At 58.1% G+C, this 24,355-nt stretch carries 21 protein-coding genes and 3 pseudogenes; 7 read left to right on the top strand and 17 right to left on the bottom strand.

Annotated features, from left to right (window positions below; all coding sequences use genetic code 11):
- Positions 1-389: 389 nt before the first annotated feature.
- The 8 genes from BDK61_RS10085 to BDK61_RS10050 form a co-directional block, all read right to left on the bottom strand.
- Positions 390-2,903: a hydantoinase B/oxoprolinase family protein gene (locus BDK61_RS10085; protein ID WP_121303157.1), complete on the bottom strand. Its 2,514-nt coding sequence runs from the start codon at positions 2,901-2,903 to the stop codon at positions 390-392.
- A gap of 62 nt (positions 2,904-2,965) precedes the next feature.
- Positions 2,966-3,364, bottom strand: a complete 399-nt coding sequence (locus tag BDK61_RS10080) for a hypothetical protein (RefSeq protein WP_121303156.1) — start codon at positions 3,362-3,364, stop codon at positions 2,966-2,968.
- Positions 3,361-4,041, bottom strand: coding sequence for a helix-turn-helix domain-containing protein (locus BDK61_RS10075; protein WP_121303155.1), 681 nt, complete (start codon positions 4,039-4,041; stop codon positions 3,361-3,363). The genes BDK61_RS10080 and BDK61_RS10075 overlap by 4 nt, the downstream gene beginning before the upstream one ends.
- Positions 4,042-4,269: 228 nt before the next feature.
- A complete protein-coding gene (locus BDK61_RS10070; protein WP_121303154.1) occupies positions 4,270-4,692 on the bottom strand; it encodes a VOC family protein in 423 nt (140 codons plus the stop codon).
- A gap of 3 nt (positions 4,693-4,695) precedes the next feature.
- Positions 4,696-6,273: an AMP-binding protein gene (locus BDK61_RS10065; RefSeq protein WP_121303153.1), complete on the bottom strand. Its 1,578-nt coding sequence runs from the start codon at positions 6,271-6,273 to the stop codon at positions 4,696-4,698.
- A 46-nt stretch (positions 6,274-6,319) separates the two neighbouring features.
- Complete coding sequence (locus BDK61_RS10060) at positions 6,320-6,835, bottom strand: acetone carboxylase subunit gamma (RefSeq protein WP_121303152.1); 516 nt, start codon at positions 6,833-6,835, stop codon at positions 6,320-6,322.
- Positions 6,836-6,852: 17 nt separating this feature from the next.
- On the bottom strand, positions 6,853-9,336 hold the full coding sequence (locus tag BDK61_RS10055; protein WP_167467372.1) for a hydantoinase B/oxoprolinase family protein: 2,484 nt from the start codon (positions 9,334-9,336) through the stop codon (positions 6,853-6,855).
- A gap of 168 nt (positions 9,337-9,504) precedes the next feature.
- The gene (locus BDK61_RS10050; RefSeq protein WP_244209753.1) at positions 9,505-10,797 is read right to left on the bottom strand and encodes a hydantoinase/oxoprolinase family protein; all 1,293 of its coding nucleotides are present in this window, start codon (positions 10,795-10,797) and stop codon (positions 9,505-9,507) included.
- A 45-nt stretch (positions 10,798-10,842) separates the two neighbouring features.
- Between BDK61_RS10050 and BDK61_RS10045 the strand changes: the two genes are divergently transcribed.
- Positions 10,843-11,694: an IS5-like element ISHma10 family transposase gene (locus BDK61_RS10045; protein ID WP_121301968.1), complete on the top strand. Its 852-nt coding sequence runs from the start codon at positions 10,843-10,845 to the stop codon at positions 11,692-11,694.
- Here BDK61_RS10045 and BDK61_RS10040 read toward each other — a convergent pair.
- The gene (locus BDK61_RS10040) at positions 11,651-12,619 is read right to left on the bottom strand and encodes a hydantoinase/oxoprolinase N-terminal domain-containing protein (protein ID WP_208644664.1); all 969 of its coding nucleotides are present in this window, start codon (positions 12,617-12,619) and stop codon (positions 11,651-11,653) included. The genes BDK61_RS10045 and BDK61_RS10040 overlap by 44 nt on opposite strands.
- A gap of 59 nt (positions 12,620-12,678) precedes the next feature.
- Positions 12,679-13,671 (bottom strand): transposase, encoded by a 993-nt coding sequence (locus BDK61_RS10035; RefSeq protein WP_121303151.1) that lies wholly within the window; start codon positions 13,669-13,671, stop codon positions 12,679-12,681.
- 458 nt (positions 13,672-14,129) lie between these two features.
- On the opposite strand from BDK61_RS10035, the gene BDK61_RS10030 reads away from it, so the two are divergent.
- Both BDK61_RS10030 and BDK61_RS10025 read left to right on the top strand, forming a co-directional pair.
- Positions 14,130-14,387, top strand: coding sequence for a hypothetical protein (locus BDK61_RS10030; protein ID WP_121303150.1), 258 nt, complete (start codon positions 14,130-14,132; stop codon positions 14,385-14,387).
- On the top strand, positions 14,387-14,806 hold the full coding sequence (locus BDK61_RS10025; protein ID WP_007190190.1) for a type II toxin-antitoxin system VapC family toxin: 420 nt from the start codon (positions 14,387-14,389) through the stop codon (positions 14,804-14,806). The genes BDK61_RS10030 and BDK61_RS10025 overlap by 1 nt, the downstream gene beginning before the upstream one ends.
- Before the next feature lie 275 nt (positions 14,807-15,081).
- On the opposite strand, the pseudogene tnpC reads toward BDK61_RS10025, so the two are convergent.
- The 3 genes and pseudogenes from tnpC to BDK61_RS10010 all read right to left on the bottom strand — a co-directional run.
- Positions 15,082-16,449: pseudogene (gene tnpC / locus BDK61_RS10020) on the bottom strand (IS66 family transposase); the annotation flags it as partial.
- Positions 16,450-16,496: 47 nt separating this feature from the next.
- Complete coding sequence (locus BDK61_RS10015) at positions 16,497-17,771, bottom strand: IS4-like element ISHma1 family transposase (protein WP_121302325.1); 1,275 nt, start codon at positions 17,769-17,771, stop codon at positions 16,497-16,499.
- Positions 17,772-18,202: 431 nt separating this feature from the next.
- Entirely contained in the window at positions 18,203-19,075 is an 873-nt protein-coding gene (locus tag BDK61_RS10010) for a hypothetical protein (RefSeq protein WP_121303149.1), read from the bottom strand.
- A gap of 345 nt (positions 19,076-19,420) precedes the next feature.
- Between BDK61_RS10010 and BDK61_RS24335 the strand changes: the two genes are divergently transcribed.
- The 3 genes from BDK61_RS24335 to BDK61_RS10000 all read left to right on the top strand — a co-directional run bounded on the left by BDK61_RS24335 (position 19,421) and on the right by BDK61_RS10000 (position 20,583).
- Positions 19,421-19,678: a helix-turn-helix domain-containing protein gene (locus BDK61_RS24335; protein ID WP_394337622.1), complete on the top strand. Its 258-nt coding sequence runs from the start codon at positions 19,421-19,423 to the stop codon at positions 19,676-19,678.
- A gap of 360 nt (positions 19,679-20,038) precedes the next feature.
- The gene (locus BDK61_RS10005) at positions 20,039-20,335 is read left to right on the top strand and encodes a hypothetical protein (protein WP_121303148.1); all 297 of its coding nucleotides are present in this window, start codon (positions 20,039-20,041) and stop codon (positions 20,333-20,335) included.
- Positions 20,332-20,583 carry a hypothetical protein gene (locus BDK61_RS10000; RefSeq protein WP_121303147.1) on the top strand — a complete coding sequence of 84 codons (252 nt, stop codon included), beginning with the start codon at positions 20,332-20,334 and terminating at the stop codon, positions 20,581-20,583. The genes BDK61_RS10005 and BDK61_RS10000 overlap by 4 nt, the downstream gene beginning before the upstream one ends.
- 330 nt (positions 20,584-20,913) lie before the next feature.
- On the opposite strand, the gene xseB is transcribed toward BDK61_RS10000, so the two are convergent.
- Together xseB and BDK61_RS09990 are read right to left on the bottom strand one after the other, a co-directional pair.
- On the bottom strand, positions 20,914-21,063 hold the full coding sequence (gene xseB, locus BDK61_RS23830; protein WP_279629721.1) for an exodeoxyribonuclease VII small subunit: 150 nt from the start codon (positions 21,061-21,063) through the stop codon (positions 20,914-20,916).
- 23 nt (positions 21,064-21,086) lie between these two features.
- Positions 21,087-21,281 (bottom strand): annotated as a pseudogene (locus BDK61_RS09990) (transposase); the annotation flags it as partial.
- A 68-nt stretch (positions 21,282-21,349) separates the two neighbouring features.
- On the opposite strand from BDK61_RS09990, the gene BDK61_RS09985 reads away from it, so the two are divergent.
- Positions 21,350-22,315: an IS1595 family transposase gene (locus tag BDK61_RS09985; RefSeq protein WP_121302811.1), complete on the top strand. Its 966-nt coding sequence runs from the start codon at positions 21,350-21,352 to the stop codon at positions 22,313-22,315.
- Positions 22,316-22,329: 14 nt separating this feature from the next.
- Here the strand turns inward: BDK61_RS09985 and BDK61_RS09980 are convergent.
- Positions 22,330-22,992 (bottom strand): annotated as a pseudogene (locus tag BDK61_RS09980) (IS5-like element ISHma10 family transposase); the annotation flags it as partial.
- Between the two features lie 120 nt (positions 22,993-23,112).
- Entirely contained in the window at positions 23,113-24,297 is a 1,185-nt protein-coding gene (locus tag BDK61_RS09975) for a DUF5305 domain-containing protein (RefSeq protein ID WP_121303146.1), read from the bottom strand.
- Positions 24,298-24,355 lie beyond the last annotated feature (58 nt).

The raw sequence follows: 24,355 nt of genomic DNA, 5'->3' as shown, positions 1-24,355 counted from the left end.
ATAAAATTTTGGAAGGAAGTAGAGATAGCCGAGAAAGCCCCCGGTCGCTCCAGTCGAGGGGCTCTCACGGTTCGCTTCGCTCACCGTTCGAGTGGTCGCGGCGCTGTGCGCCGCGCACTCGCTGCGCTCCAGTGGGTGCTTGCGTCGCCCATCGTCCCGGAGCGACCTGCCCCTTTCAGTCCCGGCCCATTCAGGTGGTCGGGCGGCCGCGGATACAATTGAAGAATTGGTGTCCAGCCAATGTGTTGCTTCTCAACAGGCGTGTGGCGATCGTTCAGCCGATTCACCAAGGTGGAATCACCGTCCGCAAGGATCAGTGCAGTTCGAAACGCCGACAGTTGAAACGTTACACTATGATTAGACTTCCTAGCAGAACGCTCCGTGTCAGTTCAATCATCGTCGCTTGTTTGCTCAAAGTGCTTGAATGTCGACACCGAGTCCGGGAGGTCCTGAAGCGATCGGTCTGTCCACGTGTACGGGACGTACGGTTCATCGTCCACGTCAAGCCAGGTTTTGTGTCGCCGAGTGTAGTTATCCCACATCGGTCGGAGTCCGGAGTCAAACCTGTTGTTTAGCGATTGCTCGGCTTGATAGCTGAGATCAAACGCGAAGTCTTCTGGGAGATCCCAGAAGTTCCGGAAAAATCTTGCAAACTGCTTGCTCATCCGCATACTGCTCTCGTAGGTCTTTTTCACGTCGTCAATGAGGTTCTCCTCGTTCCGAATACGGTCGCGTTGCTGGTCGTACCACTCCGATGCCGGCTGGGCTTTCTCGGCGCGTTCGTCCATGCGCTTCTCACGGAGTTCTTCAGTTGCCCCCTCGTCGATTTCCCATTCGCCTTGGACGGCGGAGTTGTGTTTTGCCTCGTCGTTGACTTTGTTCACTACGACCGCATACGCGTCTTCGGCGTGTCGAGGGAGAACGTATCCATCATGGATGTCCGATAGGACGTCTTCCGGGTCGCGTTCGAGCGGATCACCCAGTCCCGACCCACCGCGGAGGTAGTTCAGATACATGTCATAGTCGTCAAACTCTTTGGGCGTGCTGATACCCTCCGGCCGCCGCGTCACGTCTCCATCGATTTTGGACTCGAACTCGCCACTTTCCGGGTCGAGGTCGTGCTGCGGGTAGTCTTCACCGTTCTCGAAGCGCTCCTTGAGGTCCGTCTCCTGGGCGTTCAGGATATACCCTGAGGCAGCGGGATAGCCGCCGAAGAGACCGCTGTCGCTGGTCATGTACCCGTTGCCCATCTCGTACAGGAGCCACCGACTTACGTCCTTGATTGTACGCATCGACTCAAAACCAGCACCGCCTGCACGGCGTCCAGCACCACCCGTATTGGGCTTGATTGCGCGCCCGAGGAACGGCAGCGGTTCGACCTGTTCCCACGCTTCAGCGTCGCCCATGTCACCTTCGGGGTTCCAGATCGCTGATGCGTGGGGCTCACCGTCCGCAACGTAGCGGGCACCCACTCCCTCGCAGGCGGCTTCAAACGAGTTGACGGCGTGGAGTTTGTCGAACTGGTCGATACCGCCGCCTTGCAGCCAGTTCGACGTGTTCGCGTTACCGGCGTTGATCTCTTCCCAGAAGCCGCGTGCGTAATATCCCCGAGAAAGGTGCTGCCAGAGTGGGGCCCAGGCCGAGACCAGGAAATGCCAGGCGTAGGCATGCGCCGTCTCAGTGTTTTGTGTGTTGGCCCATGACCCGACAGGTAGATGGAAATCACAGGCGTAGTATGCGCCGTCGTTGACCAGTTCATTCGGTATCACAGTTTGGGTAAGCATCACCCAGATACCGCCCTGAATGGCGGCTGGGGTACAGTTGTAGGGATGCCAGCCCCACTTGTTTGCGCCCTCGAAGGAAACCTGGAACGAGCCGTCCTCGCGGATGTGTAGCTCCGAGGGGGCGTGCATGAGATGATTTTCGTTTGCGTATTCGCGTGTGACGTTCTGTTGCCCCTCATAGAGCGCGTCGACGAAAGATGCGCCGCGATACGTCCCAGGCAGCATCGTCTTCTTGATTCTGTTGCGAAAGCCGCGTCGACCGTACTCGATCGCTTCCCGAGAGAGTTGTTTGAACGTCTCGACCCCCGTTCTCTCGATCATCTCCTTGACCGAGTCCCGGATCATGAGACAGCCGGTAATACGGGTTCTCTCGTCGAGTTTCAGGAAGCTCGGCGTCCGCGTCTTGGCAGGGTATTCCTTTTTCCAGGAGTTGTACAATTGGAACTCCTCACCGATTTTGCGCGCCGTGTAGTATGCACCGTCGCCAAAACGGGAGGCCTGTGAGACGTTCATGCTGCCGGGACCGACCGCACCGGTATCGATGACGTGGTTGACACCGCCGGCCCAGGCGACGAGTTCGCCATTGTGAAAGATAGGGATCAGCGTCATCAGGTCACACGGATGGACGTCCCCCACGTGAGGGTCGTTGTTGACGAAGATGTCTCCCGGTTCGATTCCCGGGCTCTCCTCGTAATCGTGGTTAATCATGAATTTGATCGCTTCGCTCATCGTGTGTACGTGGACGATAATACCCGTCGAAACGGCGATAGAGTCACCTTCCGGGGTGAACAGGCCGTAACAAAGTTCACCCTCCTGTTCGACGATCGGGGTCGCGGAGACTTCTTTCGAGATTTCGCGTGCAGTTACAAGATCGCCACGGAGCCGCGAATAGAGCTGTTCGAACCGTATCGGGTCGTCTTCTTTGAGTGAGAGCTCTGTGACCCCTGAGTAGTGGCCCGTCGCCTCCGTCTTGTCCTCTAGCTCGGCCAATTGCTCGCGGAGCGTCCTGCCGTCCCATCCAATGCCCTTGTTACGCTGCCGCTTCTCTCGAACGGTCTCTTTTTCTCGTTTCGCTTCCTGCCAGCGTTCTTCGGTCTTGTTTTGGTCAGTTTGACTCATCGCTGGTCTCCTCTTTCGATGGTTGTGGTGCTAACAGGCGGCCGCAGTTGTTGACTGAGGCGTTACTGCGCATAGTCGAGTTCCTCCAGAATGATGGCGTGCTCGCCGACCACGAAGTCGCCGGAAATCCGGTCGTGGAGCAACACTGACTCCGTCAGGTCGTCAATTCGAGCTTTGCCCGTTACTGTCCGTTCGGAGATCCCGATGCAGATCCGGTCGGCGTCGGTTTCGACTGCGAATTCGACGAGCTCGGCAACATCGTACCCCTCGGGGAGACAGCTAATCGTGTACTCCACATCGTATTCGATCATGGGATTGATGTCCTGAATGAGCGGGCCGAGACAGCGAACGGTCGGCAATCGGAGAAAATAAATTGTCTCGCCTGCGTCGACAACTGAGCTCAGAACCTCCCTGACAGTAGGTTGTTGCTCGACCGAATTGATGATGAGGATCGTTGTCATTCTTGTGGCCCGAACAGTAACTCACAGAAGTTGTGCTCGACCCGGCGGAGCCGTTCACTAAGCGTCGACCTGCTGATGTCCAGTTCGCTCGCGATCTCCTCGGCTGTCACTTCCTGTGGAACCTTGAAGTAGCCCATTCGGTAGGCAGTCTCCAGTACCTCAAGTTGTTTGTCGGACAGTTTGCCCGACATGCTCTGTTTTATTTTGTTGCCGCCGAGCGGAAACCCGATCGTCTCAGTCTGTGTCGTCCCGACCAACTCCAGTGAGCCGTGTTCGTCCTCGACGGTGTTTGCGACTTCCTTGAGATGGTTCCAGTCGCGTACGGATGCGACCACGTTGAGGTGTGCGTTCCGCCCGACGATTCTGTGTGGAATCGCCTGGTTTTCCGTCAGGAGAGAGAGGACCGATGCGTCTGACAGTGCCGCTATCACGCCCAGATAGTACGTATGCTGGTTCACGTCCGCCTTCGACATATCTATAATCTGTACGCCGGGCAACTTCTCCGCGAGCGTGTCCTGCGAGATGTCGGAGCCGAACTGGGCAGTCAAGGACAGAAAGACCGAATCACCGGCGACTGGTAGTGCGTTGTCTATCTCGACGCTACTGACCTGACTGTCGATGTCGGCTATCTGCGATGGAATTCCGGCCAGGCGTATCTGAAATTCGATTCTGAGCATCAGTTCAGAGTGTCGGTCTGTGCGTCCAGCCTGGTATCATATCGTGTTTTGTTCCGCTGGCATCCCCTGTTATGGAAAGCTGGCGTGTGAAAGCCCGTAACAGCCAATATCACCAGTCTGCTTGGTGACTAGTACCGGTACCCGAGGTTTCTCCTCTAATTAAGTATTGTCACGAACGATACCGGCATATGTTTTGTTCTTATAACGTGAGTTGCTTCCTGCCGGTTGTTAGCTGAAGACGACGTCCGTCTCCCGCTCGACGAGTTCGACGCGAACACCGTTACCAGCCTGTCGGTCGAGAAACGCGACGCTTACACCACCTGCGCCGTCACGGGGTTCCTCGTCCGCGAGTGCCACGCCGGCGTTTCGGAGTTCCAGCAGTGTTGTTTCGATATCGTCGACCCGGAACGCAACGTGGTGTATCAGTGCTGACTGCGGCGTTGCGTCGAGGTCGGCAGCAATCTCTGAACCCCGGTCGACTGGTTCGACGAGTTCGACCAGACTCTCCCCGACGCGAATGAACGCGATATCGACCCCAAACGCCGGGACGTGTTCGATGGCCCCAACACTGAGGCCGAGCAGTTCGAACAGTCCCCTGTTGGTTTCGATATCGTCGACGAGGATACCGAGGTGATCGATCTTCGAGATCATGGGTCAGTTGATCTGGCGTGACTGGTCCTGCCAATATGGTTCTCGGAGGCGCTTCTTGTCGAGCTTTCCGTAGGGAGTCGTCGGGAGTGTTTCGACGACATCAATGGATTTCGGCACTTCGTAGTCCGACAGACGGTCCCGGCAGAACGACCTGATATTCGCCAGGTCAACAGTGTCGCTCTCGGGGACGACGACGGCCTTTACGGCCTCGCCCCACTCGTCGTCCGGGACGCCGATGACGGCGACGTTCGCCACCTGGTCGTGTTGCTGGACGACTTCCTCAACGGCGACGGAGTAGACGTTCATCCCTCCGCTAACGATAACGTCAGAGTCCCGGTCGATGATGTAAACATAGCCGTCTTCATCCGTCTTCCCGATGTCTCCGGTGTGGATCCAGCCGTCTTCGACCGTCTCTGCGGTCTTCTCCGGCATCTCGTAGTACCCCTCCATGGAGTAGGTGGCACGTGCCATAATCTCACCCGGCTGGCCAGGTGGGACTGTCTCGCCGCTCTCGTTGACAACCTTTACTTCACACATCGTGGTCGGGAGGCCACACGAGGACAGCCGCTCCTCGTCGTTTGGATCGTGAGCTGTCTTCGGCAGGACGGTGATGAGGTCCGGCGTCTCGTATTGCCCGTACAGCTGGAGAAAGACGTTGCCGAGCTTCTCCAGCCCCTCACGCAATCGGTCCGGCTTCATCGGTGCTGCGCCGTATACGAGCGTCTCCAGCGTCGAGGTGTCATGTGTTTCTCGTTCGAGGACGTCGAGGACGCGGTACACCATCGTGGGAACCATGAACGTCCACGAGATGTCTTCCTGCTCGACGAGTTCGAGGGCGCGTTCGGCATCGAAGCCCTGCGTGATGACGTGGTGGCTCCCCTGTGCTAACCCGCCGGCCATGATGAGACCAGCCGAGTGCGGGAGCGGCGTCATCAGCAATAGCGTGACCCGGGGCTGGATATCGAGTTCGACGGCGTGTGCGAGTGCGTTCAGCGCGAGGTTCTCCTGGGTATGTTTTACGCCCTTCGGGTCGCCGGTTGTCCCGCCAGTGTGGAAGACGCCAGCGAGGGTGGATTTCGAAACTGAAACGTCCGGGGCCACCGGTTCGGCCGTTTCGAGCAGTTGATCGAACGAATCGACGTGGTGAGTGCGCTTCAGTTTCGGACTGACTGGCTCGTCTATCGAGATGACCCGGTCCAGCGTCGGCACGTTCGGAGCGACTGACTCGACTGTCTCGGCGAAAGACGGGCCGGCTATGAGCGCGCTGGTATCGCTGTTGTCCAACATGTACTCAATGTCCGCTGCCGATAGCATGTCGTTCAGCGGGACTTTCGCCAGGCCTGCACGGGCGAGTGCGATGTCGGCGACGGTGTACTCCGGGCGGTTCGATAGCAAGATTCCGACGCGGTCCTCCGGTTCAAGACCACACTCCAGGAGCGCATTGGCGAGACGCGCGGAGTCCGTCTCGAGGTCAGCGTAGGTCAGCGTCTCGTCGCCAAATGTGACGGCAGGGGCGCTCTCGTATCGACGGAGGACTGACTCGTAGAGCTGTTTCAGCGTCGGCGGACTCTGTTGTAGCATGGGTTTTCGCGATTGAATACAGAATGGAGGGATCCTCGTTGAGGTGTTACGCTGACTGCCCCTCTGGCGTCGGAATCGGCTCGTCGATCCAGTCCTCGTAGAACGTCTCGATGTCCGGCTCGAACTCGTGGATGAGCGGGTACCCCGGCATGACGTTGGTCACCTCGAGCAGCGTGTTGCAGCCCGGACAGAAGAACTCGCGCAGTTCCATGTAATCAGGGTGTGGGTGCATGTCCGCGGGATAGATTTCGAGATACTCCTCCTCGGAGTCCCGGACGTTGATGAGTGCGTCTGCTTTCCAGTTCTGGTCGTGCTCGCAGAACTCGTGGCCGCAGTCGCACTTGATGACCCACCGGTCCTCTGACTTCGCGACGACGTACAGGTGGTCAGCATACGGGATGACAATCGGGTCGTCCCAGTCGACCCGCTCCTGCAGGACGTCGCGGACTTGCTGGAACCGGTCCGCGTCCTTGAAATCGCTCATCATGTTGTGCAGCTGATTCCACTCCAGGTTGTCGTCGACGAGGTCTTCGATGTGTTCGCGTGGGTAAGATTCTGGCATGTGTGTTCACCTCTGTGTCAGTCGTCGTCCATTGCTTTGCCGACTGTGCTGTCGCCGAACGAGGCCTTCGGGGTTGGCAGGTCACGAATCGAGCGATCGGCCGTCCACGTGTACGGCACCTCCGGTTCGTCGTCGCGCCCGACACCGAGCCACGTCTCGTGGCCTTTCGTCGGGTTCTTCCACTTCTTTTTCGTCCCCGATTTGAAACGGCCGTCAAGCGACCGTTCCGCCTTCTCGCTGAGGTCGAACTCGAAGTCCTCCGGAAGGTCCCAGAACTCGTGGTAGAACTCGGCAAACTGCTTGCTCATCCGCATGCTACTCTCGTAGGTCTTTTTCACGTCGTCGATGAGGTTCTCCTCGTTCTGGATGCGGTCGCGTTGTTGTTCGTACCACTCCGACACCGGCTGGGCCTTCTCGGCGCGTTCCTCCATCCGCTCTTCGCGGAGTTCTTCGGTCGCCTCTTCATCGAGTTCCCACTCGCCCTGGACAGCGGAGTTGTGCTTTGCCTCGTCATCGACTTTGTTGACCACGACAGCGTAGGCGTCCTTCGCATGTCGGGGAAGGACGTACCCATCGTGGATGTCCGAAAGGACGTCTTCCGGATCGCGTTCGAGCGGGTCGCCAAGTCCCGATCCACCGCGGAGGTAGTTCAGGTACATATCGTAGTCGTCGAACTGCTTTGGCGTACTGATACCTTCGGGGCGGCGGGTGATCTCGCCGTCGATCTTGGACTCGAACTCGCCGCTCTCGGGGTCGAGGTCGTGCTGTGGGTAGTCCTCGCCGTTCTCGAAGCGTTCCTCGAGGTCCGTGTCCTGTGCGTTCAGGATGTACCCTGACGCCGCGGGGTAGCCGCCGAAGAGACCGCCGTCGCTGGTCATGTACCCGTTGCCCATCTCGTACAGCAGCCACCGGCTCACGTCCTTGATCGTCCGCATGGACTCGAAGCCCGCGCCGCCGGCACGGCGCCCAGCGCCGCCTGTGTTCGGTTTCACGGCTCGACCGAGGAACGGCAGTGGCTCCGTCATCTCCCAGACTTCGGCGTCGCCCATGTCGCCTTCGGGGTTCCAGATGGCTGCTGCGTGGGGTTCGCCGTCTTCAACGTACCGGGCGCCCACACCCTCACAGGCTGACTCGAAGGAGTTGACGGCGTGGAGTTTGTCGAACTGGTCGATACCGCCGCCCTGCAGCCAGTTCGACGTGTTCGCGTTGCCGGCGTTAATCTCCTCCCAGAAGCCACGCGAGTAGTAACCTCTGGACAGGTGCTGCCAGAGCGGGGCCCAGGCAGAGACCAAGAAGTGCCAGGCATAGGCGTGTGCCGTCTCCGTGTTCTGCGTGTTGGCCCACGACCCAACCGGCAGGTGGAAGTCACAGCTGTAGTACGCGCCGTCGTTGACGTTCGAGTTGGGGATGACAGTTTGGGTGAGCATCACCCAGATGCCGCCCTGAATTGCGGCTGGAGTACAGTTGTAGGGATGCCAGCCCCACTTGTTTGCGCCCTCGAAGGAAACCTGGAACGACCCGTCCTCGCGGACGTGCAGTTCTGAGGGGGCGTGCATGAGGTGGTTCTCATTCGCGTACTCGCGGGTGAGGTTCCCCTGGCCTTCATAGAGTGCGTCGACGAAAGACGCGCCGCGGTAGGTACCGGGCAGCATCGTCTTCTTGATGCGGCTACGGAAGCCCCGGCGTCCGTCTTCGACTGCTTCCCGAGAGAGCTGTTTGAACCGTTCGATGCCGTACTCGTCGATAATGTCGTTGACCGCGTTCCGGATCATCAGACAGCCGGTCATCCGGGTCTTCTCGTCGAGTTTCAGGAAGTCCGGCGTCCGTGTCTTGTCCGGGAAGTCGTTCTTCCAGGAGTTGTAGATCTCGAGGTCTTCGCCGATTTTGCGGGCCGTGTAGTAAGCACCGTCGCCAAAACGGGAGGCCTGGGAGACGTTCATGCTGCCGGGGCCGATCGCTCCGGCGTCGATGACGTGGTTGACGCCGCCAGCCCAGGCGACGAGTTCTCCCTCATGGAAGATGGGGATCAACGTCATGATGTCGCACGGATGCACGTCCCCGACGTGCGTGTCATTGTTAACGAAGATGTCCCCCGGTTCGATACCGGGACTTTCCTCGTAATCGTGGTTTATCATGTACTTGATGGCCTCGCTCATCGTGTGGATGTGCACGATGATACCCGTCGAGACAGCGATAGAGTCACCCTCTGGTGTGAACAGGCCATAACACAGTTCCCCCTCCTGTTCGACGATCGGTGTCGCGGCCACCTCTTTCGAGGTCTCGCGTGCAGTCACGAGGTCGCCTCGCAACTGTGCGAACATCTGTTCGTACTTTATCGGTTCCTCGTTTTTGAACTCGAGTTTCTCGAAGCCGGCGTAGTGATCCGTCTCCTCCGTCTTCTGTTCGAGTTCTTCGAACTGTTCGCGGAGCGTCTTGCCGTCCCAACCGATTCCATCGCCCTGTGCCTGTTTCTCGTGAACCTTCTCTTTCTCGCGTCGCATGCGGGGGAAGTTCTCCCCAGATTCGTGTTCTGAGCTCATGATGTGGTGTTGTATTGCGGGCATCTGCTCGGAGCCAGATGCGGGCTCGTACAGTGCACCTACCTCACCGCCGGAATGGACCCGAGCGACGGGATAGATGCATCGCTGTACAAGAGCGGGGTACCGCTCTTACTCGGTCCTGGTCAGGTGGTGGACACGGTGCTCGTCGAGGTAGGTCTCACAGTCCGGCGGGAGCGCGTAGGTCGTCGCGGCGCCCTCCATCACGGCGGGGCCACTGAGTTCGTTTCCGGGCTGGAGTGCGTGGAGGTCGTAAATCTTGGTCTCCATCCACTCGCCATCCCAGTATGCCTCCCGGGTCTCCTTGAACGCCTCCTCGGGCGGTTCCGGATCCTGGGTTTCCTCCGTTGGAATCTCCGGCTTGACAACGTCCCGGACGCCGCGGACCGACGCCTGCGTGACAGTGTGTCCGAGCTCCGGAGACCGGGCCTCCTCGGAGTACGTGCGCCGGTATTCCTCCTCGAAGGTGTCCAGTAACCGTTCGAGCTTCTCCGGGGTGTCGACGCGACTGACCGGTGACTCGATGTCGATGCTGTTGAGCTGTCCCTGATACTGACCGAGAATGTTGTACTGGAACTCTATCTCGCTCCGGCCGATGTTGCTGTTCTCGAACTCGTCTTCGACTTTCTGTTCGAGGTTTTTCCAGACCTCGGTGAGTTCCTGGCCGGCGGTTTCGGCCGCTTCCTCCATCGAGAGGTCCGGATCGACGTCGATACTCGTCGTCTGGTCGTACCGGTACTCGTAGTCGGCAGCGCCACAGCCAAACGCCGAAAAGCCGGCCGCCCACTCGGGGATGAGCACTTCGTCGAAACCCAGATCTTTGGTGTAGCCGGCGGTGTGGACAGGGCCGCCTCCACCGTACGAGAGACATTTGAAATTCGACGGTGCGTACCCTTCACCGGTCACGACCGCTTCGAGGTCGTTCCGGAGCTTGCTCTCCAGAATGTCGATGACACCCTGTGCAGCTTCGTAGACCCCCATGCCGAGCGGGTCGGCGATTTGCTCTTTGATCTCTCGTTCGGCCACGTCGCGGTCGATCGGCATGTCTCCGCCGAGGAAGTTCTCGGGGTTGATCCAGCCCATCGCGACGTGACAGTCTGTTACGGTGACCGTCTCGACGTCCGTTTCGACCGCGCTGACGCCGACCTGGTCGCCGGCGCTTTCGGGACCCAGTTCGATTTTGTCGAACGTCGGGTTAACCCGCACGTAGCTGCCCGTGCCCGCCCCGACACTCTCCATGTTGACCATCGGCAGCGATAGGAGGAGACGGGCCATCTCCGGGCTGTAGTCGATCTGCCAGTCGTTCCCGATGATGATGCCCATGTCGAAGCTGGTTCCCCCGATATCGGTACACACCAGATTCTCGTAGTCCAGCTTCTCCCCGAAGTAGTTGGCACGGCTCAATTGAATCCACAGACGGCGCCGGGATAGGTCGTTAGAATCACGGGTATGAAGCGGGAGAGTAATGTTATGCACAACACCCTCTTCCGCTTCGTGAAGCAAGTGGCTTCGCTCGCTCAAAAGCTTACTGACGCTGCGCTGATGGAACTGAGTGATCCAGCCGGCAACGGGTTTGCCGGCTGGAAGCACGCAGTCTTGCTCTATCTGCGCGAACACATGAGCGCGGAGTACGAGGAAATCATCGACTGGGCCGAAGAGATGGAACGTGTTCGAGCGGTATTGAATCTTCAACGCGGGGAGTTTCCCGCGCCTTCGACGCTGTGTAAGGCGTTCAAACGGGCATCGATGACTGTCTGGCGACAGCTGCTCCGCCGGTCGGCGGAGCTGCTGGACCAGAATGGTCACGCCGCAATTGATGCCACCTACTTCGACCGTCAGCAAGCATCGTCTCACTACTTGCGACGGATTGATCGTTCCGTCAAAACGATCCAGACGACGTTTCTCGTAGATACAGCTGAGGGAGCAATTCTTGACTTACACTGCAGCACGAAGTGGCCTGACGAAACCAAGATCGGCCCGAAGGTCGCCCTGCGGAACGCGGGCGACCTTCGAAGCTTGGCCGCTGACAAAGGCTATGATGACATGAGCTTCCGTGAGGAGCTTCGAAACGCCGGGATTCGTCCGCTGATAAAGCACCGTGTTTTCGCTCCTTACGATCACGCACACAACGCCCGAATAGACGACGAGCTCTATGGTCAGCGATCACAGACCGAGTCCGTCAACTCCTCAATCAAGCGCTCGCACGGCTCCGCCGTCCGAGCGCGTGACTGGTTCCGCCAGTTCCGGGAGATAACGCTCATAGCCGGCGTTTACAACGTGGAGCAGGCAATTGAACGCTGAAACGCCGAAATTCGCCGGATTCAATTGAGCCGTTGGCACCGATCATCCCGCCGATCGGGCCCGAAATGAGCGTCCGGGCCAGTTCGTTGGCGTGGATGTCGATGGTCCCGCCGTGACTCGCCATCACACGAACGCCGACGTTCCCGCCCTGCTCGTCGACGGAGTCTTGAATGTTCGTTAGCTGATCTCTGGATGGCTCAGCGGCGAACGCTTCTGCAGTGACGGTGTTCAGCCGCTCCGATTCTTTCAGTGTCGGGTAGTATTCGCTCGACAGCATCACCGTCGTGTCCATCTCCCGTTCGTCGATGATCTCCTCTGCTATCTCCTGGGTCCGGTGTTCGTGGTCACCGTTCTTGTAGGAATGGAGAAACATCACGACGATGTGGTCGACATCCTGGTCGAGTAGGTCATTGACCCCCTCTCGAACGTCGTCTTCGTACAATGGAACCAATGTGTTCCCTTTGACGTCAATACGCTCTCTGACGCCACGAATCTGGTTCCGTGGAATTAACGGCTCGGGGTGTTTGTGGGTGTTGACGTGGAGCCGATCCGAATATGAGTAGCCGGTGTACGATTGCCGGCCACGCCCCATTCGGAGTGTGTCTTCCATCCCGCCGGTAATGAGAATCCCCACATCAACCTCGCTCTCGCGTTCGACGAGCCGATTCAGCATTGCGGTGCCCGAGTACACCGTCGACACGAGATTCGGGAACCCCTCCTCGACAGTCAGGTCCCAGTCCTCAAGGGCATCTTGTGAGGACTTGATGAACCCCCGCGATTCGTCATCCGGTGTGGTCTTGGCTTTTCCAACAGTGAACTCACCATTAGAGTCCATGAGGAAGGTATCTGTCATCGTCCCGCCAGCATCGATTGACAGTATCTCTGCGTTGTGGTGGTCCGAGGGATCGTCTTCTGAGCTTGCCATCACGATGCTCAATTGACCATTGTGGGTTAATCGTTACCGAGGGTGTCATAGAACTCTTCTCACACCGTGATGATCGTGCTTCCCGGATTGTCTCCGCGTTCGTAGTTGGTGATTGCGACGACGAGACGAAGGCACAGAGCGAGGAACACTTGTGCTCGTGCGTGAACGCGGCCTCGGGCGTGCGTCCGCCCGAGGCCGCAGTCCTTCACTGAGTCGTTAGTTCGTTCGACTCCCGTACGTCGGTTGTACGTCTCATCCAACGTGGACTGCTTCAGCTGAACGTCCTCGCCGTGTTGTTCGATACGGTCTTCGACCCTGTACTCGATGTCTTTCGGGTCGTCGGTGTTTCGCGCGTTGTACGGGGCGACTGGCACGACCCCTGCAGCCAGCAGGTGGTCGTGCCAGTCGAGTGTGTCGTAGGCGCTGTCACCAACCATCCAGATCGGTGTGGCGACGGCGAGCGCGTCACGTGTGACGCGCATCGCCGTCTCTTCTGGCGCTTGCTTACTCTCTGTGAACTCCGCCGCAATCGGGATCTTTTGTCCGGTCGAGACGATCGTGCAGCCGTAGCCGTAGTAGTACTCGTCGTCGGTTGGATCATAGCATTTCGACGCGTCTTGATCGGCGGGCATCGCCCTCACGTCGGTTGAATCGATACAGTAGGTCAAGTCGAGCAGGCCGCGGCGGGCGGCCTGCTCGACGAACCGGTCGAATACGTCGTCGACGACATGTTCGAGGTCGGTGAGAAAGCGATCAACCGCATCTCTGGACGGCGGTGAATCAAAGCCACAGCCAAGCCAGACAACCGTGTTGTGCAGCTCTCTTGCAACAGGACGAATCCCGTATATGTCTTTGTAATAGCAGTGGAGGAAGCCACGCATCATTTCTGGAGGCTCGTGCTCTCGTGTTCGCCCCGTCTCCGTCGGGGCGAACACGTCGAACTCTTCGAGAAACTCGAAGGAGAGGTGCTCGAACAACGCAAGCGTCTCTGTCTCCACGACATTGAAGAACGACTCGACCGAAGGATCATTTTGCAGGGTCGTTGAGTCCATACCACCTCAGCATTCACCCTGCTCTTTGGTGTGTTAACTGTTCTATGACACCCTCCGTTACCACGAACTTCGAGAACCCGGACTGACAGCCCGAAACGCAGCGAGGACATATGTATCATGTTTAAAAATAAATGATTTGCGCCGGGACGTTGTACAGGAATATCAGCATTTCACGAACTGTCCCTCACGAGCTTTGACAGCAGGATTGCCTCCATCGCTGCGCTCGGGGGCGTGCGCTCACTCGGTCGGTCGGACCCCCACGGGAGGAGTTCGCTTCCTCCGTCGTTCGCTTGTGGTGGGGGTGAAGGGTGCTACGGAGACGAGAGAAGTCTTGGAAGGGACGCGGCGACTGCGTATCCGGTTTCTCCACCGGTGCCCTTTCGATTGTCAGGTACTGGTTTCGGGCCAGCGCTGGACGCGGCGTATGACTTATGCTACAGTAGTACATGTAATACACTATGGCAAGTGTCAGTTTCCGTGTCCCCGACGAGGTGAAAGCACAGATGGAAGAACACGACGAGGTAAACTGGAGTGCAGTGCTCCGTGACCATATCAAGGAGGAACTACAGAGTCTGGAATCACGGAATATCGCCCACGCAGTAGCGACCAGCGAGCGACTGAGCAGTGCCATCGACACCGACGAGGTTGCGACGACGAACACGGCAGCACAAATTCGTGAGTTCCGTGATACTCGATACAGCGAGAAGCGATCCTGATGGCCGACGTCGTTATCGACACCAGCACTGTGGTCAAGTGGTACATTCCCGAACAGGATCACGAACAGGCCCGAGCACTTCGTGACGATTTCCTCAACGGCAAACACGATCTCTGTGCACCGGCGCTCATGCCCTTCGAGGCGGTCAATGCACTCACTTACAGCGGCCACTACGATGGTGAGCGACTCCATGAGGCCGCAAACTCGCTTGACAACTACGGTATCGAACTCGTCTCGTTCGGGTCAGTCGGCCCCATCGCGGAGATTACGAACAGCGTCGACATCACGGCCTACGACGCTGCCTACGTCGCACTCGCCGTTAAACGAGATGCGACAGCCTACACCGCTGATGGAAATCTCTTGCAGGATGTAGACGGAACTGAGTATGCGGACACCGTCGCTCACATCCGGACCTACTGAGCGATGGGCGGCGTTTCCTGCTATATACAGCCACTGTGCCGCTATATCTTGCACACTAATTTTGATGAGCCGCTGGTGGAAACCTCTCGTTGGTCACTCCGCAGTCTGTCTCTTGCATAGACCCGATCGGTCTACTCGGTATCTGTCAGAACTGAGCTGACCGATATAGAGGAGTTAGTGGAAACACAAACGTTCGTCACAGCTGTTGTGACGGTCCTTTCGGATGGCTGTCCATTGGGACTGTCACAAATATACACCTTGTTTCTGGTATGTGTTTACCCTGTGGATTCAACGACCGGTACAGCGCGAGCTCGTGAGATCATCTCGTTGTCCCGAACGACTCGCTTGAGTTCCTCATAGGGATTGCGTCCCTGCTGGCTCCACGTTGCCAGCAGGGAGAAGAGGGTTTCGTGGACGAACATTCCGCGGTCGTTCCGGAGTGTCCCGATGATTTTCCGAAGAACGACTGGTTCACGTAGCGCGTTTTCCGCAGCGTTGTTCGTCGGCGAGACCGCTGGCTCACCGACGAAGGTGAGCCAGTGGTCGAGGCCTCCTTCGATCTTCCCGAGTAGTGTTGCCACTGGTCCGTCGGGGACCGACCGCTCAATCAACGATTCGAGTTCTCTCCGCGCGACACGCTGTAATTCTGCCCGCTCGCGCAGTGTCAAGTCGCTCTCCAGCTGAGTCTGGAGAGCGGCATACAACTGTGTGAGCGCTCGGTAGATCGGTTCGCCTTCTTCCTGCTGTTCGGCAGCATCCTCGGCCTCCCGGAGAATGTGCGCCCAACACCGCTGGAGTTTCTTGCTGAAAGCTGGGTACGCTGTCCACCCGTCACAGATAATCGTTCCTGCGAAGTCCTCCCCGAGGACTTCCGCAGGAACATCGTGGCCACGACTTTCCCGGACGGCGTACAGCGTGTGCTTGTCCGTTCGGAACGTCCAGAGCCACGCTTGGTCTCCGTCGCGCTTGATTCCCGTTTCATCAACGTTGACCACGTCGGCCTGTTGAATCTGTCTACGTATCTGCTCGTACTCCGAGCGACCGGCGCGCGCTGCGCGCTCGGTCGCATGCCACGCGGACGCGCCCGAAAGGTCCAATCCGTGGAGTTGGTTGAAACGATCAGCGATCTTTCGGTAGGGAAGCCGGTGATCGTACCGGGAAAGAGCCGCCTGCGCGATGACGTTCACCCCGAACTGCCCCTCATCGGGGCAGTCGGGGTGTGATGCCACCGTCTCGGTTCCGCACGAGTCGCACTCGTAGTAATGGCGGTTGTACTGGGTAGCTTCCACAGGCTGCGGATCAGGAATCTCTTCGACGAGTCGCGGGCTGACGCCCTCCGACTCATCGAACTGCTCACCACAGTCAGGGCAACAGTCACACGTGACTTCGACCTCCTCATCTGGATCGGGTGCAGACCGCCACTCGGGATTATGGCCGGATTTTCGACCCGGTGTCCCGCCGTCAGTACGAGGTTCTTCGTCGTCCTCGTCGGATGAAGACGAGGACGACTCCTCAGAGTCAGATTGTTTCTGACTGGAGGGGGTGTGCGGTCCTTCGTGCCAGCGAAGTTTGGCTCTGAGCCGCTTGTTCTCTTCGCGGAGGTGTTGATTCTCCTGTTCAAGCTTCTCAACACGATTTTTGAGCGCAAGAAGTTCCTCACGCGAAACCTCAACGCTGCATTCGTCTTTAGCTAAGACTCACACCTCGGTTGTGTAGCGGTAGCGAGTGTCTCCTGTAAGATCGGCCGTTGCTGATGAATCTTCTGAGCGTCTTCGATTAGCCGCTCCAACAACGGCGGTGGCGAGTAACCGAGGTACTCGCCGAGTTTGTGGAGGATGAGCTGGGCGTGCGACCGGAAGGTCGCCGCCCAGCGTTCCGGCGGAAACACGATCTCATCGTCGGCCTGCTCGGTGACCAGATCCAACAACTCCCGGCTCACCAGCAGTGACAGCAACGCAGCGTATAGTAGAATTTTCACGACATCAGGGTTGTTCGTGTCGAATTCGTCCAGTTCATACTGCGTCTTCAACTCACGGAACAGAGTTTCTACTTCCCATCGACACCGGTACAGCGTCGCTAGATCTGACGGCAGGAACTCCTCTCTCGGCAGATTCGTTATGTAGAGATGGTAGTCGTCGGCGTCCTCGTTGCGGACGCCGACGACGCGGAACCGCTTCGTATCCAGTGACCGCGTTCCCTCGTACTGCCCTCGCTTGAATTCCGCTTCGACCTCTACGTCGATGTACTTCCGCGAGAGGTCATCGACCACATCGTGGATCTGCTTGCCCTCCAAGGGAATGGCGCGGCCGCGCCATTCCCGTAATTCCGCCGTTATCACCGGATTCGCGTTCTGCTTCAGCCGACTCACGAAGTAGCCATCGTTCTCGTCGATCAACGCGAAACGGCGGTACTTGAAGTACGCTCGATCGAACAGAACTAGCCGTCCTTGTAGCCACGAACCTGTGTTGAACAGCGTGCTGTCGTGCGTTTTCTCGTCCGTTACGTCGATCCGTTCAATTGTCTGGTCGGTGGCGTTGTGGAGCAGGTGGAGCTTCGCTCCAGCCTGCTCCTCGTGACGGGCTTGGAACTCATCAGAGAGGAATTCGTGCAACCGCAACACTGTTCCATCAGCGATCATCACGTCCCTGAATCGGTCGATATCAGCGTCAAAAGCGTCTGGAACAGCGACCTCGTCGAGGCCGCGCTCGACGAGGTCGCGGAGATACTCTGCCAGCGTCGGTGTCAACCGGTGATAGAAGCCGCCAGAAGAGATCGGTTCGTCAGCTGTGGCGTTGTAGCAGCGCCTGAACCCAGCGAGTGTTCGGCTCTCGCCTGCGGCGAAGCCGAACACGAGCGCCCACACGAGGACAGGAATCTGAAGCTTGCCTTCTCGCTCGACCACGCCGAGTTCCTCGGCGTGCTCTTCGAGGAACTCAGAGGGAAAAAGCGTAGTGAGCCGACGCATGATTCTCGTTGAGGAGCGAGGGTTGTGCACAGACTTCTCCTCCTCATTCCTCTCGAAAAATAGCCTCGATAAGCCGTCGCTGTCACGCGGTTCTCATCTTAGCTAAAGACGGATGCCTCAACGCTGTCATCTGAGGAAGTCACGCGACTGCACTCCCCAAAGCAGACGACACGGGATGGTCTCTGTCAGAGAGACCATCCCTCACAATCGCCTTTGTCGCCTGCATTGACCTACTGGCAGGTCAGGGGCAATCTACGAGAGAGTACCGAAATCGTTCTGGGGGTAAACCGATGCTGTTTCTGAAACCAGGGGGTCCTGCTGAGTCCTGCAGCTAGCGACAGCGGGCGTCAACGACGGCAGGCCGCGTACCGTCGCGTTCTATCGTCGTGGTCGTCGGATGATCCGTCGCTGTGGCTGGTCTGTCACAGGGTTCAGGCTGGACTCCCCGTCACAACGGGCGTGACGCCTCCAGTCTGGGCTTTGTCACTCGTGGTCTCTAGTAAATCCAGCCCAATGTAGCGTTTTTCGAGGAGTCCTTCTGCAGTGTCTTTGTCCATCGTGAGGATCTGTTTCGTCGCTTGATTGCGCCCGACGGTGCGTCGCTTTTCGAGGACATCGCTCCCGTCCAGTTCGAGGAGTTTGTCCCACACTCTGGCGACAGTCTGTCGATGGGGCTGTTTTCCGAGCTCTGCAGTCAAGGCTGTCTGTATGTCGTCTTTGGTCATGAACACGCCACTGCCATCAGTACGCTTTGTCGCGAACTCGGGCCAGCGTTTCGCAACGGCAATCGCTCGATAGGTGTTCTGCTGGTTGGTCTCTTCAACGAACGCTTGTTTGACCTTGGTCTGGCGGCAGTTCGCAAAGAAATCCAGCGGGGAGGAACTGGGCTCGACGCCGTCCGGGAGCGTCTCTGCGTCCTCTTGTTGATCTGCGTCGAGTTGGTTGACCTTCGCGACGGCACTGGTCGCGATCTCGTGGGTCTTCTCGTGGTCGGCTTCCAGGTCGTCGATGTCGCTGGCGTTGGTCTCGGCCTTGCCGCTGGCTGTGGTAGCGATGTCGTGTGTCTGTTCCAGTTTCGTTTCGAGGTCGTCGATACGATTTTGGAGAGTTTCGATAGTCTGGATGAGTGTTTGGAGAACACTCGAAACGAGGGGTGGAATGTTGTCCTGGATCTGCTCAAGGAGAGTCTGGAGATCCTCGGTGGAATGGTCGGTCTGGGGGATGTCCATGTCGAGGTGGGCGGCAACGGCGGCGTCGGTGGTCGTACGGTCGATAGTATCGTCGTAGGAATGGTCTGGAGTCATTGGGACCAAAGGACCCGTGCCCGGAATCGAACCAGGGGAACCGACCACGGCACGGGCTAAGCGAATCGGATGAAACGGTCGCTCAAACTGCAGCGCTGCCGTGATCGACAGCCGCTCTGGATCTAGTTGCAGGACTCAGCAGGAACGAGGCGTCTCGCGAGTGTGCTGGGGAGCGATGCGACTCATCGTGGATGGATTGGCCTGCGATCATAGGTTCTGAGTCCGTGGGGTCAGGCCCAGCGGGGTATTAAAAGAATCTGATACACTGTTGCTACTTAACTATTGTTGACCTGCAACACTTATGCATGGGCGTATTTTTTGGCCCGACAGAGAAAATGTCGGGTAGTGACTGATCGGCCTGGACCAAACCCATCGGTGAGTGACGAGGCACTCATTCGCGCCATCTTAGAAGCCTATCCCCCAGCATTGGGAACCTCAGATGTCGCGTCTAAAGTCGAGCTCAGCAGTGAAGCGACGAGAAGGCATCTGAATCGATTAGAAGAGGCAGGCTATTTATCCACAGATATGCTGGGTTCTGTCCGCGTTTGGTGGGTAACACCTGACGGGCGTGCTTACCTATCTGAAGATTCATCCGACCAGTAAAGCACGACACTGCCACTGATTTGCTCCCGGTTGATCTCTTCCTGCTCGCTGAGTCGGTTGAGGCGTTGTCGAACCCGTTCTCGGCTTAACGATACTTGATCTGTTACAGTAGTTACTGTCGAGAATGGACGCCTTCCGCTTTTGATACAATGGATGAGCGTCTCGTCACTGACTTCTGGTTCTGGCCCTCTTGTTGCCATACTCTCTATTGGATATCTATTGCGGTGTAACAATAGTTTTTTGTTGTTGGGAGCCAACAGTATTAGATAGGAACCCACGCGCTATTGGGCGATTATACCGCTCGAAAGCAAATCGCCCCGGTGGTAGGACACCGAGGCGCGTGGTTCCGCGCAAGAACCAATGGTAACTACGCAATCCTATCCACAAGAGCGTATCGCACGCGAGTTACTCACCCAAAACCGGCCGTTGTTCCTTGGCGTTGACGGCAAGGGTGCGGCCCACTACTGGGACAGCTACGAGTTCACTGTGGCTGTTGTCGCGGTTGATGGACAAGCAGAGACAGTCGAACTGTCGGAGACGCCGTTTGAGACGCTTGCCGAGTGGTGTGAGTACACCCGAGGCGAGCGTGGCTGGGATATCGGCCCCCATGTCGGCGGCTCACTGATTGACGATCTCGTCCAGGCGGTGAACGCATGAGCTGTACCGTGGAGAAACGTGAACGGGTTCGGCGGGCTGCTCGTGAGATTCGTGACTGTGAGCCCACTATCGCCGTCGACGTAGTTGCCCCGAACGCGAGCCAGTACGATGCTTGGACGCTTGATGCCGTGCTTCAGGATACCGGCGGTGTGCCACCAGAGGTACTACGGGAGTTAGCACTAGCTGAGTTGACGCTACGGCCCACACCCTCCCAAGCAGAGTATCAGCACGTGACTGCGACGGTGTAGGTACGCGACGTACTTTTTGTCGATCCGGGGGTACAGCGTGTATTGGAGATCGATAAAAACGGTGAGGTGAAAACCGTCCATTGGCCTCAGCCATCTGTCTGAACCGGGCTTAGTTTCAGTTGGACCCTTAGTCAGTTGAATCTCACACACCACCGTTTCTGGAGAAAACCGCCCTGTGGTTTCAGACGGAACGTCGTGGGGTTGAAGCTCCGAAGGTTTCCCGGTCCGAGTACTGGACCGACGATTACAGACGGTCCTTCGACGGTTTAAGCTGAGTTTGTGTTTACAGAACTAGGCTAGATCACGGTTACAGACAGATACCGAGACACTCTACCGATCGATAACCTCGCCATCCCCGACAGCCAGCTCGGATTCAAGTTCGGCGATCAGTTCCGTCCCCTCGGCATGGAGTTCATTTGCCCGTTCCAGCGAAACGTCACCGTCTTCCAGTTGATCGATGATCTGTTCGAGCGGCTCAATTGAATCCGGCGAATTTCGGCGTTTCAGCGTTCAGTTGCCTGCTCCACGTTGTAAACGCCGGCTATGAGCGTTATCTCCCGGAACTGGCGGAACCAGTCACGCGCTCGGACGGCGGAGCCGTGCGAGCGCTTGATTGAGGAGTTGACGGACTCGGTCTGTGATCGCTGACCATAGAGCTCGTCGTCTATTCGGGCGTTGTGTGCGTGATCGTAAGGAGCGAGGCTCTTACCGAACTGAGTGAAACAGTACCCCGAGAATTACAGCATCCCGCCGTAGGCTAGTTGCTATGTACAATCAAACAGCCTTCGGCGGGATGCTACAGGATATTGTTGAGCTCACGTCAATAGTGTTGCGCCCAGAGCCGCTCGATGAGGAAATCGAGCGGCGCTGTAAGCAGGCATGGGAACAAGCTCCTTGCCCGGAGTGTGGTGAAACCGCCATCCAGTCCGGGGACGGCAGTCCCCGGGTCTGGTGCACCAACTGCCGCTATGTCTTCTCCTACACCCGCAACACGCCCTTCGAAGGCCGCACTCTCTCTCCTGGCGAAATCGTCATTGCGTTCGTCCTCTATGCCGACACACTTCTCAGCATCCACCAAATCACCCAGCTCTTCGAAGCGGTCTACGACACGGTTCATTCCACGATTCGAGAGGTAGAAGCCGCCTTCCAGCGCGGCTTCTACCTCGTCTGGGAGCGCATCCAACACGCTATCGACGGCCCAACTCAGATCGACGAAACCGGCCACAAGTGCTCTGGTTACAAGGGACAGACGCCGCCGCGGGATGGGCTTTCCCGCGGCGGCTCTGGGGAAGGGGGGCGATCACGGTGGGAAGGAGCACCTGGCGATACCATGACGCTGATCGGTGCCTGTCGTGATGTACTTCGTGTAATTCGCGCCGAGCCAGGTGCTCAACCGGAAGAACTCAAACCAGCACTTGATGAGGTAGAGATTCTCTCAGGGAAACTGGATGAGGTCTGGCACGACGGGTGGCGCGGGTACGCGCCACTCGTCTACAAGAACGAGCAGACCGTTGTTCACTCCGAAGAATTTGTCACTGATGACGGCGTCCACATCAACCAAGTCGAATGCCTCTGGTCGCTAGTGAATCCATGGCTACAGAAGTTCCGCGGCCTCTCCAAGCCTGGATTGGAGCAGTCCGTCCGAACCTACGGGTTCGTACGGACGTTAAACCTCGCTGGAGCACCACTACACGGCCTTCTTGACTGCTTCGTCGTCAACGTGTTTCGCTGAGTTATGTAAGAGCCAGGAGCGAAAACACGGTGCTTTATCAGCGGACGAATCCCGGCGTTTCGAAGCTCCTCACGGAAGCTCATGTCATCATAGCCTTTGTCAGCGGCCAAGCTTCGAAGGTCGCCCGCGTTCCGCAGGGCGACCTTCGGGCCGATCTTGGTTTCGTCAGGCCACTTCGTGCTGCAGTGTAAGTCAAGAATTGCTCCCTCAGCTGTATCTACGAGAAACGTCGTCTGGATCGTTTTGACGGAACGATCAATCCGTCGCAAGTAGTGAGACGATGCCTGCTGACGGTCGAAGTAGGTGGCATCAATTGCGGCGTGACCATTCTGGTCCAGCAGCTCCGCCGACCGGCGGAGCAGCTGTCGCCAGACAGTCATCGATGCCCGTTTGAACGCCTTACACAGCGTCGAAGGCGCGGGAAACTCCCCGCGTTGAAGATTCAATACCGCTCGAACACGTTCCATCTCTTCGGCCCAGTCGATGATTTCCTCGTACTCCGCGCTCATGTGTTCGCGCAGATAGAGCAAGACTGCGTGCTTCCAGCCGGCAAACCCGTTGCCGGCTGGATCACTCAGTTCCATCAGCGCAGCGTCAGTAAGCTTTTGAGCGAGCGAAGCCACTTGCTTCACGAAGCGGAAGAGGGTGTTGTGCATAACATTACTCTCCCGCTTCATACCCGTGATTCTAACGACCTATCCCGGCGCCGTCTGTGGATTCAATTGAGCCGTCAATAGCGACACGGTGGGAACTGTGATTGAAGCCTTCATCAGCGCAAAAATACGCCACACGGGATGTCAGCGGTCGCGGGTCGGCGTGCTGGCGTCGAGTATGTCCGACGGCGTCTCGGCGTCGTCTTCATCTGTCTGGGCTCCGGAATTATCATCGTCGTTTGATGACTTCTCGTCACTCCGCTCCGGCTGGGGCGGCATCTCGTAGCGGTACCAGTGGCTTTCCCCGAGGACGAAATACGCGCTCCGGTCCTCGTCTTCGATGACGCGCTCGCCAGTATCGATTGCCACGTCAACCAGACCCGACAGGGATGCCGTGGTTACGATCGGGTGCTCGGACAGTTCCTCTGGCACCCGCCCGGTCGTAATCCACTCGTCGAACTCCGCCCGTGTCTGTCGGTAGTCGTACCAGGTCCGCTCGGTCTCAGTGAGTGGTGGCGCGTTTCGATGGTAGTAGCCGACTGCACTCAGGCCGGCGAGTCCGACCAGGAATAGGAAGGGGCCGCCGGCCAACCGGAGCGGCCCGTACTCTGCCGGGACACTCACCTGATCGGTTCGGCTATCCGACGCGACCACGGTACCGGGGTCGTCGACCCGGTAGACCGACCCCTGACTGTTTAGGGGGAGTTGGTACGTTCGTGTCCGGTCGACTGGCGAGCCGTTCCGGGTACCTGAGACGGTCACCTCGGCGACGAGGAGCGCCTGTTTCACCCCGGGCGTCCCGCCGAACTGCTCGTCGATAGCCGCCAACCGCCGGCCGGCGTCGGTCACGTTCACGCGGAACGGGACACTGACGCGCTCATCAGGCCCGACGCCCGCCTCGGTGTCGGTGGCCAGCCGGTCCTGAGTCTCCCAATAGACCGTGTCGTTCCCTTCCGTATCGGCCTGGACGGACTGCAAACGGAGGGTAATATCCGTCTCGACGGAAAGGTTACCTCCGTCACTGGCGGTGTACTCATAGGCGAAAACGCCGTCGAGCTCCGGAGTCAGTTGCTGGAAGTACACCGACTGGTTGTGTAGCACCGTCCCCTGCGCGTACACCTCAGTGTCGTTCTGGACAGTCGCCCGGTGGAAGAACTCCCCGGTGGATTCCCACGAGGACACCTGCCGCTCTTCGGTGGTCGTCCCGGGGTCGATGTGTGTCGTGTAGGTCACGAACGCACCGATGCCGGCCACCACTAGGAGTGCGAGTATGACCAGTTCGAAATTGTCCGTTAGCAGGATGCGGGCTCTCGTCCGGCGCTCACTCATCTATGCTGTCCCCCCTCTGTCCGACTCCCCACCCGCTCCTCCGAACCTGGCAACTCTG

The sequence above is a fragment of the Haloarcula quadrata genome, from assembly GCF_003634715.1.
GTDB classification, from domain to species: domain Archaea; phylum Halobacteriota; class Halobacteria; order Halobacteriales; family Haloarculaceae; genus Haloarcula; species Haloarcula marismortui.
Note: the sequence above shows the minus strand (reverse complement) of the source record. Positions and strands in the feature narration are given on the sequence as shown.